The organism is Methylobacterium sp. XJLW, from assembly GCF_003254375.1.
GTDB classification, from domain to species: domain Bacteria; phylum Pseudomonadota; class Alphaproteobacteria; order Rhizobiales; family Beijerinckiaceae; genus Methylobacterium; species Methylobacterium fujisawaense.
Map to the genome: position 1 here is coordinate 2,138,940 of NZ_CP016429.1, position 17,474 is coordinate 2,156,413.

16 protein-coding genes are annotated in these 17,474 nt (G+C 70.9%); 6 read left to right on the forward strand and 10 right to left on the reverse strand.

Going from position 1 to position 17,474, the window contains the following annotated elements:
- Nucleotides 1–218: 218 nt before the first annotated feature.
- Entirely contained in the window at nt 219–557 is a 339-nt protein-coding gene (locus tag A3862_RS09860; protein WP_043346378.1) for an MmcQ/YjbR family DNA-binding protein, read from the forward strand.
- 4 nt (nt 558–561) lie between these two features.
- On the opposite strand, the gene glmM is transcribed toward A3862_RS09860, so the two are convergent.
- The 6 genes from glmM to pal form a co-directional block, all read right to left on the reverse strand.
- A complete protein-coding gene (gene glmM / locus A3862_RS09865; RefSeq protein ID WP_043384857.1) occupies nt 562–1,902 on the reverse strand; it encodes a phosphoglucosamine mutase in 1,341 nt (446 codons plus the stop codon).
- A gap of 133 nt (nt 1,903–2,035) precedes the next feature.
- Entirely contained in the window at nt 2,036–2,782 is a 747-nt protein-coding gene (locus A3862_RS09870) for a sulfite exporter TauE/SafE family protein (protein ID WP_043346365.1), read from the reverse strand.
- Between the two features lie 223 nt (nt 2,783–3,005).
- Nucleotides 3,006–4,928 carry an ATP-dependent zinc metalloprotease FtsH gene (ftsH, locus tag A3862_RS09875; protein ID WP_043346363.1) on the reverse strand — a complete coding sequence of 641 codons (1,923 nt, stop codon included), beginning with the start codon at nt 4,926–4,928 and terminating at the stop codon, nt 3,006–3,008.
- A gap of 3 nt (nt 4,929–4,931) precedes the next feature.
- Nucleotides 4,932–6,104, reverse strand: a complete 1,173-nt coding sequence (gene tilS, locus A3862_RS09880; protein WP_442919061.1) for a tRNA lysidine(34) synthetase TilS — start codon at nt 6,102–6,104, stop codon at nt 4,932–4,934.
- Nucleotides 6,092–7,078 carry a tol-pal system protein YbgF gene (gene ybgF, locus A3862_RS09885; RefSeq protein WP_043346361.1) on the reverse strand — a complete coding sequence of 329 codons (987 nt, stop codon included), beginning with the start codon at nt 7,076–7,078 and terminating at the stop codon, nt 6,092–6,094. The genes tilS and ybgF overlap by 13 nt, the downstream gene beginning before the upstream one ends.
- Before the next feature lie 112 nt (nt 7,079–7,190).
- The gene (gene pal, locus A3862_RS09890; protein WP_043346359.1) at nt 7,191–7,685 is read right to left on the reverse strand and encodes a peptidoglycan-associated lipoprotein Pal; all 495 of its coding nucleotides are present in this window, start codon (nt 7,683–7,685) and stop codon (nt 7,191–7,193) included.
- A gap of 352 nt (nt 7,686–8,037) precedes the next feature.
- On the opposite strand from pal, the gene A3862_RS09895 reads away from it, so the two are divergent.
- Complete coding sequence (locus A3862_RS09895) at nt 8,038–8,442, forward strand: response regulator (protein WP_043759618.1); 405 nt, start codon at nt 8,038–8,040, stop codon at nt 8,440–8,442.
- A gap of 69 nt (nt 8,443–8,511) precedes the next feature.
- Here the strand turns inward: A3862_RS09895 and A3862_RS09900 are convergent, their stop codons facing one another.
- On the reverse strand, nt 8,512–9,546 hold the full coding sequence (locus tag A3862_RS09900) for a WcbI family polysaccharide biosynthesis putative acetyltransferase (protein ID WP_111473557.1): 1,035 nt from the start codon (nt 9,544–9,546) through the stop codon (nt 8,512–8,514).
- Between the two features lie 74 nt (nt 9,547–9,620).
- Here A3862_RS09900 and A3862_RS09905 point away from each other — a divergent pair, with 74 nt between their 5' ends.
- The 3 genes from A3862_RS09905 (at nt 9,621) to A3862_RS09915 (ending at nt 12,359) form a co-directional block, all read left to right on the forward strand.
- Nucleotides 9,621–10,688 (forward strand): GSCFA domain-containing protein, encoded by a 1,068-nt coding sequence (locus tag A3862_RS09905; protein WP_043346353.1) that lies wholly within the window; start codon nt 9,621–9,623, stop codon nt 10,686–10,688.
- Between the two features lie 93 nt (nt 10,689–10,781).
- Complete coding sequence (locus tag A3862_RS09910) at nt 10,782–11,381, forward strand: nitroreductase family protein (RefSeq protein ID WP_043346351.1); 600 nt, start codon at nt 10,782–10,784, stop codon at nt 11,379–11,381.
- A 156-nt stretch (nt 11,382–11,537) separates the two neighbouring features.
- The gene (locus tag A3862_RS09915; protein WP_111473558.1) at nt 11,538–12,359 is read left to right on the forward strand and encodes an SHOCT domain-containing protein; all 822 of its coding nucleotides are present in this window, start codon (nt 11,538–11,540) and stop codon (nt 12,357–12,359) included.
- Nucleotides 12,360–12,482: 123 nt separating this feature from the next.
- Here the strand turns inward: A3862_RS09915 and A3862_RS09920 are convergent, their stop codons facing one another.
- The gene (locus A3862_RS09920) at nt 12,483–13,508 is read right to left on the reverse strand and encodes a KpsF/GutQ family sugar-phosphate isomerase (RefSeq protein ID WP_043759616.1); all 1,026 of its coding nucleotides are present in this window, start codon (nt 13,506–13,508) and stop codon (nt 12,483–12,485) included.
- A gap of 228 nt (nt 13,509–13,736) precedes the next feature.
- Between A3862_RS09920 and A3862_RS09925 the strand changes: the two genes are divergently transcribed.
- The gene (locus A3862_RS09925) at nt 13,737–15,170 is read left to right on the forward strand and encodes an FAD-linked oxidase C-terminal domain-containing protein (RefSeq protein ID WP_043759615.1); all 1,434 of its coding nucleotides are present in this window, start codon (nt 13,737–13,739) and stop codon (nt 15,168–15,170) included.
- Nucleotides 15,171–15,312: 142 nt separating this feature from the next.
- Here A3862_RS09925 and A3862_RS09930 read toward each other — a convergent pair whose 3' ends face one another.
- Nucleotides 15,313–15,852: a MucR family transcriptional regulator gene (locus A3862_RS09930; protein ID WP_043346338.1), complete on the reverse strand. Its 540-nt coding sequence runs from the start codon at nt 15,850–15,852 to the stop codon at nt 15,313–15,315.
- A gap of 393 nt (nt 15,853–16,245) precedes the next feature.
- The gene (locus A3862_RS09935; protein ID WP_043759614.1) at nt 16,246–17,460 is read right to left on the reverse strand and encodes an ABC transporter permease; all 1,215 of its coding nucleotides are present in this window, start codon (nt 17,458–17,460) and stop codon (nt 16,246–16,248) included.
- Between the last annotated feature and the right edge of the window lie 14 nt (nt 17,461–17,474).

Below are 17,474 nucleotides of genomic sequence, written 5' to 3' on the forward strand. Positions count from 1 at the left end.
GCGAAGGATGGAAGCAACGTCTTAAATCCGGCTTAACGTTAAATGTTAGGCTTGCGCATCCGTTGCCGGCCTGTCGAAACCGTCATCCGGACGCGACTTGCTTGCCTCTGCCGCCGGGGATCCCCAGGTTGGTCCGGTTCATCTGTCTTGGATGGGACCCATGCGCCCCCCGACCATCGCCGCCCGGCTGCCCGGGCTCCGCACCGGCTGACATCCCCATGGGTCCCGAGGACGTACGCATCCTGGCCCCGATGCTGCCCGAGACGGTGACGGGCGCGCACAGCGGCAACCCGGATTTCCGGGTCGGCGGCCGGGTCTTCGCGACCCTCTGGGTCGAGGAGGCCCGGGTGGTGCTGCGCCTCGCGCCCGCGGATCAGGCCGCCCTGTGCGCGGCCGAGCCCGATCTGTTCACGCCCCTGGACGGCGCCTGGGGACGCCGGGGCTGGACCAATCTCGACCTCGATCTCTGCGACGAGGAGACCCTGCGGACGGCGCTGCTGGGGGCGTGGCGCGTGACCGCGCCGCCCGAGTTGCGCGCCGCCTACGCCGCGGCCTGACCGGTCAGGCCGCGGCGCGGGTCACGGCGTCGACCACCTCGTCGACCACCGCGTTGACGAGGCCGCGGTCGTCGCCCTCGGCCATGACGCGGATCACCGGCTCGGTGCCCGAGGGGCGGATCACCAGGCGGCCGGCATTGCCGAGCCGCTCGCGGGCATGCTCGATGGCGCTGACGACGCTGTCCTGGCGGAGCGGCTCGCCGCTCCGGTAGCGGACGTTCTTGAGGATCTGCGGCAGCGGGTCGAAGCAGTGGCAGACCTCGCTCACGGGCCGGTTCTGCCGCTGCACCACGCTCAGCAACTGCAGGGCCGCCACGAGGCCGTCACCCGTGGTCGTGTAGTCCGACATGATGATGTGCCCGGACTGCTCGCCCCCGAGATTGTAGCCGTGGGCGCGCATGTGCTCGAGGACGTAGCGGTCCCCCACCGCCGTGCGGGCCAGGGTGAGACCGAGGCCGCCGAGATAGCGCTCCAGGCCGAGATTCGACATGATCGTCGCGACCACACCCGGCTGCGTGAGGCGCTCGTCCTCCTGCCAGGAGCGCGCCACGACCGCCATGAGCTGGTCGCCGTCGACCACATGCCCCTTCTCGTCGACGATCAGCACCCGGTCGGCATCGCCGTCCAGCGCGATGCCGATATCGGCCCGGCGCTCGCGCACCTTGTCGATCAGCGCCGCGGGCGCGGTCGAGCCGACATCCCGGTTGATGTTGAAGCCGTCCGGCTCGGTGCCGATGGCGATGACCTCGGCGCCGAGCTCCCACAGGGTCTCGGGGGCGACCCGGTAGGCCGCGCCGTTGGCGCAGTCGACCACCACCCGCAACCCGTCCAGGGTCACCTGCCGCGGCAGGGTCCGCTTGGCGAACTCGATGTAGCGGGCATGCACGCTCTCGATGCGCTTGGCCCGGCCGAGATCGTTGGAGCCGGACAGGCGCTTGTGCATGTCGGCGTCGATCAGCCCCTCGATCTCGTGCTCGATCGCGTCGTTGAGCTTGAACCCGTCGGGCCCGAACAGCTTGATGCCGTTGTCCTCGAACGGGTTGTGCGAGGCCGAGATCATCACGCCGAGATCGGCCCGCATGGAGCGGGTCAGCATCGCCACGGCCGGCGTCGGTACCGGCCCGAGCAGCAGCACGTCCATGCCCACCGAGGTGAAGCCGGCCACCAGCGCGGTCTCGATCATGTAGCCGGAAAGGCGGGTGTCCTTGCCGATCACCACCCGGTGCCGGTGGTCGCCGCGCTGGAACACGAGGCCCGCGGCCTGCCCGACCTTGAGGGCGAGCTCCGGCGTGATCACGCCGTTGGCCCGGCCCCGGATCCCGTCGGTTCCGAAATACTTGCGCACCATGACGTCTCCGAGACCCGAGGGCGGGCCGGGCAGAGCCTAGCAGATTTCGGTGAAATCCGGAGCCGGACGCTCCCCGACGGTGAATCGGTTGCTTCCCGACAAAGGCGTTCGAAATGGGGCGGCGCGGCGTTTACAGGAGCCGGGGCAGCGCCGACGCCAAGAGGGTGAGGCCCGAGAGCGTGAGCAGGCTCAGCACGAGCCTGCGGAACGCCACTTCGCTGATGCCGCCATAGGCCCGGGTCCCGAGGAGCGTGGGGATCAGCATGGCCAGCAGGACCACGGCCAGCATCGGCAGGACCGGCGGGGTGATGATCCCCGAGGCGAGATAGGTGATCATCGTCACCGCGAGCATCGCGAGGTTGAAGTTCTGGACGATCGTGCGCTGCACGTCGCGCTCGTAGCGGCGCAGGGTGCACCAGAGGGTCGGCAGCACGCCCGTGAAGCCGCCGAGGGCGCCCATGACACCGCCGGCAAGGCCGACCGCGGCGTCGGCGATCCGACCGCCCGCCGTGACCCGCGGGAGGTCCCGGGCGAATAGCATCACCGGGCACCAGACCATCAGCAGGAGGCCGAGCAGGGCCTTGAACCGGTCGGCGTCGAGGCTGGGCAGCAGCAGGACGCCGAGCGGGATACCGGCGAGGCCGCCGAGCACGAAGGGCGCGAGGCTCTTGAGATCGACGCCACGCCGCACCGAGACGGCGGCGACGATCTGGCCGGCGAGCCCCCCGGCCACCGAGAGGATGGCGGCGAGCTTCGGATCGATCACCCAGGCCCAGAACGACAGGGCCACGAGGCCGAAGGCGAAGCCCGACAGACCCTGCACGAAGCCGGCGACGCCGGCGCCCAGGGCGACGACGAGATAGGTCGAGACCGGCATGGAAGCGTTTCTGCGACGGGGTGAGGGTTTGGCCAGTCCGGCCCAACCCCCGGGTGGGCGGCACCGAAGCTTCGGCCGTGTTGGCGCGGCCGAGTCATAAACGAGCCGCCCGGATTGTCACAGGCGGCTGCCGACGCGGTCCGTGCGCCCGTCGCATCCGGCGCCGGCACGAAAAAGGGCGCCGCGGGGCGCCCTTTCCGGTGGTCGTGCTGTTGTTCGTGCCTCAGGCCTGCGGCTGCGGCTCCAGGCCGCCGTCGCTCTCCTTCGGCCGGCCGCGGCCCGCCGAGGGGACCGAGGAGCCCCGGGCCGGGGTCGGCGGCACGTCGCCGCCGTCGCGGATCGGGGGCTGGCCCTTGAGCAGGTTGCGGATCTCCTCGCCCGAGAGGGTCTCGTATTCGAGGAGACCCTGCGCCAGGGCTTCCAGGTCGTCCTTGTGCTCGGCCAGGATGCGGCGCGCCTCCTCCAGACCGGTCTCCACGAGGCGGCGGACCTCGGCGTCGATCTTCTGGGCGGTCGATTCGGAGACCGATTGCTGCCGGCCCATCGACATGCCGAGGAAGACCTCGTCGTTGTTGTCGCCGTACGCGACGGTGCCGAGCTCCGGCGAGAAGCCCCAGCGGGTCACCATCATCTTGGCGAGGCGGGTCGCCTGCTCGATGTCCGACTGGGCGCCCGAGGTGACCTTGTCCTGACCGAAGATCATCTCCTCGGCGATGCGCCCGCCCATCATGATCGCCAGCCGCGAGGTCATCTGCTCGAAGCTCATGGAGAGCTTGTCGCGCTCGGGCAGCTGCATGACCATGCCGAGCGCCCGGCCGCGGGGGATGATCGTCGCCTTGTGCACCGGGTCGGTGGCCGGGACGTTGAGGGCGACGATGGCGTGGCCGCCCTCGTGATAGGCGGTGAGCCGCTTCTCGTCCTCGGTCATCACCAGGGTGCGCCGCTCGGCGCCCATCATGACCTTGTCCTTGGCGTCCTCGAACTCGTGCATCGTGACGATGCGCTTGCCGCGGCGGGCCGCCAGCAGGGCCGATTCGTTGACGAGGTTCATCAGGTCGGCGCCCGAGAAGCCCGGGGTGCCGCGCGCGATGGTCTTCAGGTCGACGTCGGGGGCCAGCGGCACCTTGCGGACGTGGACGCGCAGGATGCGCTCGCGGCCGGTGACGTCCGGGTTCGGCACCATGATCTGGCGGTCGAACCGGCCGGGCCGCAGCAGGGCCGGGTCGAGGACGTCGGGGCGGTTGGTCGCCGCGATGATGATGACGCCCTCGTTGGCCTCGAACCCGTCCATCTCCACGAGGAGCTGGTTCAGGGTCTGCTCGCGCTCGTCGTTGCCGCCGCCGAGGCCGGCGCCGCGGTGGCGGCCGACCGCGTCGATCTCGTCGATGAAGATGATGCAGGGGGCATTCTTCTTGGCCTGCTCGAACATGTCGCGCACGCGGCTGGCGCCGACGCCCACGAACATCTCGACGAAGTCCGAGCCCGAGATGGTGAAGAACGGCACGTTGGCCTCGCCCGCGACCGCCCGGGCGATCAGGGTCTTACCGGTGCCGGGCGGGCCGACGAGCAGCACGCCGCGCGGGATCCGGCCGCCGAGCCGCTGGAATTTTTGGGGGTCGCGGAGGAATTCCACGATCTCCTGGAGGTCTTCCTTGGCCTCCTCGACGCCCGCCACATCGTCGAACGACACGCGGCCATGGGCCTCGTTCAGGAGCTTGGCCTTCGACTTGCCGAAGCCCATGGCGCGTCCGGCGCCGGACTGCATCTGGCGCGACAGGAAGATCCAGGCGCCGATGAAGACCAGGATCGGCAGCCAGCTCACGAGAAGCTGGATGAACCAGGGGGTGTTGTCCGACGGCGGACGGGCGGTGATCTGCACGCCCTTGCCCTGAAGCTTGGAGACCAGGCTCGGGTCGTTGGGCGCGTAGCTCGTGAAGTTGCCGCCGCCGACATAGGTGCCGGACACGTCCTGCCCGGAGATCACCACCGACTGGATCTTGCCGGCATCGGCGTCGTTCAGGAGCTGGCTGTAGGCGATCTCGCTGCCGCCGCCCCGGTGCCCCGGGTTCTGGAACAGAGTGACCAGGGCCAGCACCAGCAGGAAGATGACGACCCACAAGGCAAAGTTGCGAAAATTCGGGTTCATCGATCAATCCTTGGCGCGTGCGACCCCCAGGACGGACATGCCACGCGGCTGTTCCGGTCCATCCGTGCACACGTCACCAATGTAGGCGGGGGGCTCTCCCTTGCCAAGTAATTCGGGAGCCCCTGCGGCGAGGGCAGCACCTGCCCCCCTGCTTCGGCGCGGCGGAGCGGGGGCGAGGCTCACGGCTCCCCCCGAATCGGCGGAGACGAGAAACCCCGCCAGGGTGCGCCGGATCGGTTCACGGCGGCGCAGGGCCGGCAGGAGCGATTCGAGGACCAGGGCCTCGAGGCGTTCGAGGCGGCGCGGTGCCGCGCCGGCCCGGGTCAGGGCGAGATCGAGGCAGCGCAGGACCACGGCATCCGGCAGAACCGCCAGGGCGGCTCCGTCGAGGCGCAGACCCGTCCCCGCCCCCGTCTCCGGTCCGGGCCGCCCCGTCCTGTCGAGGGCCTGCTCCGCCGCGCTCCGGAGCGCGGCCTCGTCGCGGGCGGCGCGCTCGGCGAGCCGGGCGAGACGCGCCGGGGTCAGGCCCTCGCGTTCCAGAACCGGCCAAGCCTCGCGCAGGCGGCCGCGGGCGAAGCGCGGACTTTCATTGGCGGGATCGCGGACATACGCGATGCCGCGCTCCTCGCACCACGCCACCAGGGTCGCCTTCGGCAGATGCAGGAACGGGCGCCCGAGGCTGAGGCCGGCGGCCAAGGTCCGCTCCGCGCGCATGCCGGCAAGCCCCGCGAGGCCGCTGCCGGCCGCGAGCCGCATCAGCACCGTCTCGGCCTGGTCATCCTGCGTATGTCCGGTGAGCACGAGACCGGCGCCGATCGCCGCGGCCTGGGCGGCGAGCAGGGCGTAGCGGGCGGTGCGGGCCGCATCCTGCAGGCCGGTGCCGGGCTTCGCGCCCGCCCAGGTCAGGAGTGCATGGGGCAGGCCCAGATCCCGGGCGGCACGGCCGACGCCCTCGGCCTCGGCTTTCGAGCCCGGTCTCAGGCCGTGATCCACGGTGGCGACCTGCACGGCGACCGGGCCAGCGTCGCGCAGGGCAGCGGCGGCATACAGCAGGGCGCTCGAATCGGGGCCGCCCGAGACGGCGAGGAGGACACCCCGCCCGCCGCGCGCGGCCGGATCGAGCCAGGGGCGGAGGGCGCCGAGGACCGGGTCGCCCGGGTCGCTCAGGCGCCGCAGCGGGCGCGCTTCTGTTCGCGGGCGACGCCCTGACGGACGCCGCTGCCGGCATTGGGGAATTTCCGGTCGAGCTCGGCCAGGGTCGCGCAGGCCTGCTCGCGGGCGCCGAGCGCGTTGAGCGTGACGCCGAGCTTCAGCATGGCATCGGGCGCCTGGGAGGAGCGGGCGTAGTCGGTGGAGACCTTCAGGAACTGCTCGGCGGCCTCGCGGTTGCGGCCGCGGGCGAGGTAGCTCTCGCCGAGCCAGTAGGTCGCGCCGGCGACGCGGTTGTCGCGGGGATGCGACTGGATGAACTGGCGCAGGCCCATCTCGGCCTGCTCGTACTGCTTGGCCCGGTACAGCTCGACCGCGGCATCGTAATCGGCGGCCGGATCGCCCGTCCGCGTTGCCGCGACGCTCTCGGAGGGCCGCGCCGGGATCGCCCCGGTCCGGGCCGGCGGCCGCAGGTCCACGGGCTCGTCGTAGCCGGGGGCACCGGCCTCCGCGTCCTCGTCCTCCCCGTTGATCGCGCCCTGCGGCAGGCGCTGCGGCCGGGGCGCAGCCTCGGCCGCCTCGACGGCCTCCCGGGGCGGCAGCGGCGCCGAGGGCTGGGTGCTGCCGAGCTGCATCGGGGTGCCCGGGGCGCCGGGGGCCTGGGCCGGGTCGAAGGCGTCGCCGCGCTTGCCGGGGCGTCCGGCGCCCGGATTCCCGCCGTTGACGGGGCCCGACGGCGCGGGAGCGGCCGAGGGCTTGCCGCCCTTGCCCTCGTTCAGGCGGAACTCGACGTCCTCCTGGAACTTGCGCAGCTGCTCCTTGAGCTGGCGGTTCTCGTACTGGAGGGTCTCGATCTGGCCGGCCATGAGCCGGGACTGGTTCTCGATGCGGCCGAGGCGCACCACCAGCTCGGAGGCATCCTGCGCGACGGCCGGGTGGCCGAGGAGCACGGCTCCCAGGATCGTGGTGAGCGCGAGGCGAGTGCGAAGACGGGCGGACATGGTGGGGGTGCGATCCGGTGGCGGCGCGAGGCCCTAACAGATGCGCCGCACCGCGGCAAAACTGCGGCGCGGCGGCGGCCGGGGCCGCCTCCGGGTAACGCGTCGCGACGGCTTACGCTCCGGCGCCGCGGTCGAGGACGATCACCGCCCGGCGGTTCTGCGACCAGCAGGAGATGTCGTTGCACACCGCCACCGGCCGCTCCTTGCCGTACGACACCGTCCGCATGCGGTTGCCCGCGATGCCGCGGGTGGCGAGGTAGTCGTTCACCGCCTGGGCCCGGCGGGCGCCCAGGGAGAAGTTGTACTCGCGGGTGCCGCGCTCGTCGGCATGGCCCTCGATGATGAAGGTGTAGCGCGGGTAGCGCTGCAGCCACGCGGCCTGCTTGTCGAGGGTGGCGGTCGCGGTGGGCGTCAGGTCGGTGGAATCCGATTCGAAGAAGACCCGGTCGCCGATATTGACGACGAAGTCCTGCGCGCTGCCCGGGGTCGCGGCGCCGGCCCCGAAGGCGGAGGCGTCGGCGAGGTCCTTGTCGTTGCTGCAGGCGCCGAGGCCGAGGGCGGCGACGAGGGCGAGGCCGAGGGCGGCGGCGCGGAAACGCTGGGGCATGGTCTGAAAAACTCCTCGAGCGGTGCCGAAGGCCGGCTGCGGGTCTTCGAGGCGGGTCCGCATAGTCCTGGCGCCGTTGGTAGGCGGGGATGGTTAAGCGACGGTTCCGTCGCGCGGCGCGGCGGCCGTGGTGACGGTCCGCACCGGGCGATGGCGTGCGCTGACGCACCCGGGACACGCCCGGAATGCGGCGGCGGCGGGGCGGACGGAGGCGAAGGGCCATTTCGGCCGTGTCGGTTGCGGCGCGGCAACAGGCGCGGGGCTTCCGCACCGTAACGGTTCCGGCCGGGACCTTAAGGAATCCTCAACCCTAACGCTTACTAATCGACGGGCCGAAAACCGGACCTCCGTCATGCGCCCCGCCCAGTGCGTCCTCATCGTCGAGGACAGCTACCTGCTCCTCGAGATCATCGCGAGCCTGTGCGAGACGCACGGCATCCGGGTGATCGAGGCCTCGACGGGCGAGGCGGCGCTGACCGTCCTGCGCGACCGGGGCGATGCGATCGACTGGCTGTTCACCGACATCCACCTGCCGGGGCTGATCGACGGCTGGACCGTGGCCCATGCCTTCCGGGCGATCCATCCGGACCGTCCGGTGGTCTACTCCTCGACGGACACGAACCGCCGCAGCGGCGTGCCGGGCAGCCTGTTCCTGCGCAAGCCCTTCCAGGTGCAGGAGGTCAACCGGCTGGTCCGGATGATGGTCGAGGGCCTCGGCGCGACCGACCGCGACAGCCAACTCTGCACGGCAGGCTGAGACGCCGCCTCCCGGATCACGGGCCGTCCGCATCCTTCGGTCGGACGCCCTTCGCGGCCGGAGACGGCCTCAACCGCGCCGGAACAGCGCGACGATCTCCGGCGCGGCGAGCCAAGCGTCCACCCGGGGACAGGCGAGATCCCCAGGGGACGTCGCGTCGTAGATGGCAAAACTCGCCGCGATGAAGCCCGAGAGGTCGTAGAGCACCGGGAAGTCGTCGCCCCGGGGCTTGGCCTTGAACAGGTATGAGCCGGTCAGCCCGAAATGCTCGGCGATGGGCGGGTAGAGCGGCCAGACCACGTCCTGAGCCAGCTCGTCGCCGAGATAATCCTCGATCTCCACGGGCTCGGGCGTGAGCCCGTTCTCCAGCAGCAGCCGCCGGGCGATGTCGCCGAGGACATGGACCTTGGGATGGTTCATCAGGTGCATGAAGGCGCCGCGGCGCGCCCAGCGGGTCACCTCCCGCTCCAGCCCGAAGCCCAAGGCATCCGCCGCGCCGACGAGTTCGCGCACCGCCGGATCCCAATGGTCGAGATAGCCCAGGCGGGCGAACACGTCCTCGCGGAACAGGCCGGCGGTGCGCTGCGGCTCGAGGCCGAGCCGGTGGGCGGTGAGGACGATCGCCGAGTGGTACTGGCCCATCGGCGACGGCGCGAGCTTCAGGGCGGCGAGGTCCGAGGCCTGGCCGGCATAGACCATGTCCGGGTGGAAGGCCGAGAACACGATCGACGGGAAGAGCTTGAGCCGCGGGTCGGCCGCGCGCAGAGTGGCGACGTCGCCGCCCGGGATCAGCCCGGCCGGGAAGGCCTGCGAGAAGACGTGGTCGTGGGCGCGCAGGGTCCGGATCAAGCCGTCGACATGGCCGTGGTCGCGCTTCAGCGAGCCCATGGGCAGGTAGCGGACCGGGCTCTTCGGCGCGAGCAGGCGCATGGCCCGGGCGATGCCCCGCGCCTGGCAATTGCCCAGCACCGCGATGCTCGGCCCGTCACGGGTCGTGGCGGCGCGGGCGCGGTTCCGCCATGGTGTCGCCCAGGTGGGCGCCCAACTGGGTGTCGCGAGGGTGAACGCGCTGCGGGCGCGCCGGGGCAGGTCGTTCAGGGCCACGTCGCGTGCCGGTGTCAGCGGACGGGTCAGCGCCCCCGAGGGCCTGCCGCCGTCGTGAAGAAGAGGGTTCGAAGATGGCGTTGAATCCGTATACGGGTCTACCGGCCGAGCGATTCTGGCGCAAGGTCGTCACCAACGTGCCGCCCTTCGCGGTCAATCCGCACCCGAAGGACACGTTCGTCATCGGGCCGACCGACAAGGTCGCCACCGGCGGCTCCTGCTTCGCGCAGCGGGTGGCCGAGGCGGTGCGCGGCGCCGGCTTCAACTATTACCTGACCGAGCCGCCGCCCCCCGGCATGAGCGCCGAGGAGGCCAATGCCCGGCAGTTCGGCACGTTCTCGGCGCGCTACGGCAACCTCTACTACACGCGCCAGTTCGTGCAGCTGTTCGACCGGGCCTACGGCAAGTTCGAGCCGGAGCTGAAGGCGTGGCTGCGGGACGACGGCCGCTACGTCGACCCGTTCCGCCCCACGGTCGAGCCGGCGGGCTTCGCCAGCGAGGCCGAGGTGGTCGCGGCGCGCGACGCGCATCTCGCCGAGGTGCGCCGCCTGTTCGAGACCCTGGACGTGTTCGTGCTGACGCTCGGCCTCACGGAAGGCTGGCGCTGGCGGGCCGACGGGGCGGCGCTGCCGCTCGCCCCCGGGGTCGCGGGCGGGACCTTCGATCCGGACCTCTACGAATGCGTCAATGCCGGCGCGGGCGAGGTGCTCGGCGACCTCAACGGCTTCCTCGACCGGCTCTGGAGCGTGAACCCGAAGGCGCGGGTGATCTTCACGGTCTCGCCGGTGCCGATGATCGCCACCTACATGGACCGGCACGTGATGGAGTCGAACAGCTACTCCAAGTCGGTGCTGCGGGTGGCGGCCGGCGAGGTGGTCGGCCGCGGCGACCCGCGGGCGGTCTACTTCCCCGCCTACGACATCGTCACGAGCAACGTGAATGCCGGGCGCTACTACAACGAGGACCAGCGCACCATCAACGATGCGGGCGTCCGCCACGTGATGCGCCTGTTCCTGGCGACCTTCGCCCGCGACCGGGTCTCGCCGGCGCCGACCCACGCCCCCGTGGACCTCGCGGCGGAGTTCGAGGGCAATGCCGGCGTGATCTGCGACGAGGAGGAGATCGAGCGCAGCGTGGCCTAGGGTCGGCATCGGGTCGGCATCGGGTTTGCCTCCGGGCAGGCGTTTCGGGCAAGCTCGGCCGCCCGGGCGCCCCGCCCTTCGGAGACGAATCCCTTGAGCCTGCCCCCGCCCCGCCGCGCCGACCACGACATCGATCCGGTCTTCGTGAAGCGGCACTCGCCCCGCGCCTTCACGGGCGAGGCCGTGCCCGAAGCCGAGCTGATGCGGATGATCGAGGCGGCGCGCTGGTCGCCCTCCGCCTACAACTCGCAGCCCTGGCGCTTCCTCTACGCGCTCCGCGGCGACGCCCACTGGGAGACCTTCCTCGGCCTGCTCGTGCCCGGCAACCAGAAATGGGTATCCGGCACCGGCGCGATCCTGTTCCTGGTCTCGAACGGGCTCATGAAGGTCGGCGACGAGCTGAAGCCCTCCTACAGCCACTCCTTCGACGCCGGCACCGCCTCGCTGGCCTTCCAGCTCCAGGCGATCCACCAGGGCTGGCACGCCCACGGCATGGTCGGCTTCGACCATGTCCGTGCCCCCGAGATCCTGCGCCTGCCCGAGAACCACCGGATCGAGGCCGCCTTCGCGGTCGGCCGCAAGACGCCCGAGGCCGAACTCACCGAGGAGCAGCGGCCCCGCGAGACGCCGAACGGCCGCCGGCCGATCACCGACTTCACCATCGCGGGTCCGTTCCCGCCCGCCGCGGACTGAGACGGGCCGGAACCGGTGCCTTCGACCAGGGATTGTGTCCGCAGCGCAACGTCGTGGCCGGCCTGGGGCTCACCGCCGCAGGCCGGGCACGCCGGGTGGCGGATCGCCGGGCCTGCACCGATCCGGTCCGCCCTGCGACGAATCGGGAGCTGGCTCATGAACCCGTCCGACAGCGCCCCGCGCGACGGTTTCTTCGACGACGGACCGCTGGACCACGCCTCGGGGCTGCAGAGCGTGGCCGAGCGCCACGGGGTCAGCCTGGATGCGGTGCGCCATCTCGTGCAGGCGCTGGAGCGCGGCCACGGCACGATGGCGCAGTTCGACCATCCGGATCTCGGCGGCATGGGCCAGTGGTTCGCCGGCGGCATGGTGATGGTCGGCCGGATGTTCGACGACGCGCTGAAGGCGCGGGTCGGTGCGCTCTGCACCGAGCTGGCCGGGGCGCTCCCGGCGGGCGGCTTCTCGGATGCGGCCCCTGCGGCCCTCCGGGGCGGCGGCGAGTGGTGGCCGGCCGGTCTCGGGAACCCGGCGAGCACCGGTGCGCAGAACGGGCTGCGCTACGCCTATTTCCCGGACAGCCGGCGGCTCGCGGTCGAATCGGGGGCGGGGGTGGCTCTCTACGACACCGGTGAGCACCGCATCACCGGCGTGTCGCAGGCGGATGGCAGCCTCGGCTTCACCGGGCCGGCCGGAGCCGTCGCCCTCGACCGCCTGCGCCGGATCGAGGCGGAGGTCGCCGCGCCGCGCCAAGCGGATCCACGCCCAGGAGACACTCACCCCGCGGGCACTCACCCGGCGGATCCGCATCCGGGGGATGCGGCCGGGATCCAGGGTCCCGCCGCAGCGCCTGCGCCGGATCGGTCGTCATCGGACGACGTGCTCGCCACCATCGAGCGTCTGGCCGCGCTCCACGCGCGCGGCGTGCTCACCGATGCGGAATTCTCGACCAAGAAGGCGGAGCTGCTGGCGCGGCTGTGAGCGGCGCCCGACCGGCGGATCCGGCGCCGGTCGTCCGACCCTCCGTCCTCATCCCGAGGGGCCGCAGCGCGGCGGAGGCCTCAGGACGGGGGCGAGGATCGGACCCGCCGGTTCCGAACGGCCTCAGACGATGCCGACGCGCAGCAGATCGTGGACGTGCACGATGCCCACGGGCCGTCCATCCGCGACCGCGAAGACCGCCGTGATCAGCCGGCGGTTCATCAGTTCCAGCGCGGTCTGGGCGAGCTTGTGCGGCTCCACGGTGATCGGATCGCGGGTCATGATGTCCGTGACCGGCGTGTCGAGGATCGCGGGGCCCATGTGGCGGCGCAGGTCGCCGTCCGTGACGATGCCGACGAGGCGCCCGGCCGCGTCCGTGACGCCGACGCAGCCGTAGCGCCGCGCCGCGATCTCGATCAGCACCTCGGACATCAGCGCGGTCTCGTGGACCAGCGGCATGTCCTGGGGGCCGTGCATCACCTGCTGCACGGTCTTGAGGCGGGCGGCCAGGGTGCCGCCGGGATGCAGGGTGTGGAAGCGCGCCGAGGTGAAGCCGCGCCGCTCCAGGAGCGCCACCGCCAGGGCGTCGCCCAGGGCCAGCTGGATCAGGCTGGAGGAGGTCGGCGCGAGGTCGTGCGGGCAGGATTCCCGCACCCGGGGCAGTTCCAGCAGCACGTCGGCGGCCTTGCCCAGCGTGCTCTCGCCGTTGCGGGTGATGGCGACCAGGGGGATCGAGAACCGGCGGCTGAAGCCGACGAGGTCGGACAGCTCCGCGGTCTCCCCCGACCACGACAGGGCGATGATGACGTCGTCCCGGGCGATCATCCCGAGGTCGCCGTGGCTCGCCTCGGTGGGGTGGACGAAGAAGGCATGCGTGCCGGTGGAGGCCAGCGTCGCGGCGATCTTGCGGCCGACATGGCCGCTCTTGCCGATGCCGCTGACGATGACCCGGCCCTTGCTCTGCAGGATCGTCTGCACCGCCTCCTCGAAGGCCGCGCCGAGCCGGCCCTGGAAGGCCGCGCTCGCCTCCTGCAGGGCCGCGATGCCGAGCTGGAGGCTGCGGATCCCGAGGTCACGGGTGGTGGCGAGATGCGCCGACGGCGCGTCGTAACGATCGTCGCGCAGGGCGCTGGAGGCGGGAGCGTTCATCGTTTCCGTTCTGGACCCGTCGACCGGATCCGGCACCGAGGGCCGGGCTCGCGGATCGGCGCAGCGAAGCGTGTCCGGCGACGCTAGGCAGCCGTCGTGGTTGAAATGTGACGCGGGGACGACGCAGCGCCGCACGCCGGTTGAAGGCGCGGCCGCCGCGGTCCATGCTGCCGGCACGCCATCCCGCATGCCACCCCGCGCCGCGGGCTCAAGGAGGGCACAAGCCCCATGACCATCCGCTTCCCCGACCCCGATCCCGCGATCCTCGCCCGCCGCGACGCGATCCTGGCCGGCCTCGCGCCCCTGGTCGCGCCGGAGGCGCTGGTGGTCAGCGAGGACGAGCGCCGGGCCTTCGAGACCGACGGGCTCACCGCCTACCGGCAGATGCCGCTCGCCGTGGTGCTGCCCTCCACCACCGCGGAAGTGGCCGCCGTGATGGCCTATTGCCACGCCAACAACGTGCGGGTCGTCCCCCGGGGCGCCGGCACCTCGCTCGCGGGCGGCGCCATCGCGCAGGCCGACGCGATCATCCTGGGCGTCGGCAAGATGACCAAGGTCCTCGACCTCGACTTCGCCAACCGCACCGCCCGGGTGCAGAGCGGCATCACCAACCTCGCCATCTCGGGGGCGGTCTCCCACGAGGGCTTCTTCTACGCCCCCGATCCGTCGAGCCAGCTCGCCTGCACGATCGCCGGCAACATCGCGATGAATTCCGGCGGCGCCCACTGCCTGAAATACGGCGTGACCACCAACAACCTGCTCGGCGTCACCCTGGTGCTCAACGACGGCACCGTGGTGGAGATCGGCGGCGAACACCTCGACAGCGGCGGCTACGACCTGCTCGGCCTCGTCTGCGGCTCGGAGGGTCAGCTCGGCATCGTCACCGAGGCCACCGTGCGGATCCTGCGGGCGGCGGAAGGGGCGCGGCCGGTGCTGGTCGGCTTCTCGAAGGTGGAGGATGCGGGCGACTGCGTGGCCGCGATCATCGCGGCCGGCATCATCCCGGTGGCGATCGAGTACATGGATCGCGAGGCGATCCTCATCACCGAGGATTTCGCCCAGGCCGGCTACCCCCGCGACGCCGAGGCGATGCTGATCATCGAGGTCGAGGGCTCGGATGCCGAGTGCGACGCGATGCTGGCGCGGATCGAGACGATCGCCAAGGATTTCCGCCCGACCAGCGTGCGGGTCTCGCGCTCGGAGGCGGAATCGGCCGCGATCTGGAAGGGCCGGAAATCGGCCTTCGGGGCCACCGGCCGGATCTCCGACTACATCTGCATGGACGGCACGATCCCCACCGGCCAGCTCGGTCCGGTGCTGGAGCGGATCGGCGCGATCTGCGCCGGGAAGGGCCTGCGGGTCGCCAACGTGTTCCACGCGGGCGACGGCAACCTGCATCCGCTGATCCTGTTCGACATCAACACGCCCGGCGAATTGCAGAAGGCCGAGGCCGCGGGCGACGAGATCCTGAAGCTCTGCGTCGAGGTGGGCGGCTGCCTCACCGGCGAGCACGGCGTCGGCATCGAGAAGCGCGACCTGATGCGCTTCCAGTACGATCAGGTCGATCTCGAGCAGCAGATGCGGGTGAAGGCGGTGTTCGATCCGGACTGGATGCTGAACCCCGCCAAGGTCTTTCCGCTGGATGGGCGGCTCGCGGCCTGATCGGCGGCCGCGCGACCGTCAGGCCGGACCGCAGCCGGCCTGAACCCACAGCGCGCCAGGGCGCCCTGCAGGAGCTGCGGACGGTGAGGACGCGACCGTCTCCGATCGCGCGCCTACGACCGTCCGGCTTCCGCGGCCGCGATCAGGCGGCCTCGACCTTGCGGCCGGCACGCGGCTTGGTCGCGGCGGCCGAAGCCTTGCGCCGGCTCGGGGCGGGGGCGGAGACCGCCTCGTCAGCGGGTTCCGCATCCTTGTCGGCGGACTGAGACCGGCCCGGCTGGCCGAGACCGAGGCTCTTCGCGAGAGCCGAGCGCTGGGCCGAGTAGTTCGCCGAGGTGGTCGGGTAATCGGCCGGCAGGCCGTAGCGCTCCCGATAGCTCTGCGGATCGAGCCCGTGCTTGGTCAGGTGGCGCTTCAGCGTCTTGTACGACTTGCCATCGATGAAGCTGACCAGTCCGTCAGGGCGGATCGACTTGCGGATCTGAGCCGGCGTCGGCCGCTCGACGCTCTCGGTCGCCGGGGCGACCGGGCCGGATCCGATCGCGTTCAGGGCCTCATGGATGCTCGCGATCAGGGCCGGCAAATCGGCCGAGGGTAGCGAGTTGTTGGAAACGTAGGCCGCGACGACGTCCACGGTCCGTTCGATGTAGTCCAATTGCGATGTCGGCGCAGCTTCTGACATTCTCTCTTTCCTCGGCGCAAAAGCCTGGTTGGATCCTCACTTTTCGCGAGTTAAGACAGCGTCCAGAAAATGCAAGGCGATTCATACAATTATCTGTGATCGTGCAGAAGTCTAAACCTCGATCACGCGGCTGGGCTTACAGGGTATGGTTGCATAGATGGCACTTGAGGCGCACTTCTGAAGCGCTTTATCCCCGCCGGTCCCACGAATGCTAGCCGGATCCTGGAGCCGGGTTTTCGCTGGCGGCAGAGACCTTTACCGCCCGGACCGAGGGCGCACCTAGACGATCGCTCACGATTGCCCTGCGGTCATGCCGGGACAACGCTCGATCTTCGTACAGTTGTGGAAAGACGGGCGGGGCGCCTGCGTCATTTTCGCCCGCCGATCGCGACGTTAGACGAAAGTCTTACGCGGATCGAAGGCGTCGCGCACAGCCTCGCCGGCGAAGACGAGCAGGCTCAACATCACGGCGATGACCAGGAAGCCGGTCAATCCGAGCCACGGCGCGGTGAGATTGTCCTTGCCCTGCGCGAGAAGCTCTCCGAGGGAGGGGGAGCCCGGCGGCAGGCCGAAGCCGAGGAAGTCCAGGGACGTCAGGGTGGTGATCGAGCCGTTCAGGATGAACGGCAGGAAGGTCAGGGTCGCCACCATGGCATTCGGCAGCAGATGAACCGTCATGATGCGGATGTTCGACAGGCCCAGCGCCCGCGCGGCCCGGACGTATTCAAAATTCCGGGCTCGCAGGAACTCGGCGCGCACGACGCTGACCAGCGCCACCCACGAGAACAGCAGCATGATCCCGAGCAGGACGAAGAAGCCCGGGGCAATGAAGGCCGAGATGATGATGATCAGGTAGAGGGTCGGGATGCCGCCCCAGACCTCGATGAAGCGCTGGAAGGCGAGATCGACCCAGCCGCCGAAATAACCCTGCACGGCCCCCGCGACGACGCCGATCACCGAGGAGACCGCGGCCAGGATCAGGCCGAACAGCACCGAGATTCGGAAGCCGTAGATCACCCGCGCGAGCACGTCCCGGGTGGTGTTGTCGGTGCCGAGCCAGTGCCAGGGAATGTCCGCGCAGCCCGTGCCGCCGAGCTTCTCGGCCACGGGCCGGCATTGCGCGTCGGTGAGCATCCAGGTGGGCGGGGACGGCGACGGCGTCGGCAGATCCTCGTTGATCGTGTCGTACGAGAACGGGATCGGCGGCCAGAGCGCCCAGCCGTTCGCCACGATCTCCTTGCGGATCTCCGAGGACCGGTAATCGGTCGTCGCGAGGAAGCCGCCGAACTTCTCCTCGGGATAATCGACCAGCACCGGGACCAGCCACTCGCCCTTGTAGGACAGCAGGATCGGGCGGTCGTTGGCGATGAATTCCGCGAACAGGCTGAGGACGAACAGGACCGCGAAAATCAGGAACGACCCGTAGCCGAGCCGGTTGCGGCGGAAATTGTCGAGGCGGCGCCGGTTGAGCGGCGACAGGCGGGTGCGCCGGCCCGCGGCAACGACCGGGACCGGTGCCCCCTCGTCCGGCCGCAGGACCAGCGGCTGGGCGCCGGGCATCGGCGCGGGCACGACCTCGCTCTCGCCGGGACGCGTGACCTCGTTCATCCGTGCTGTCTCCC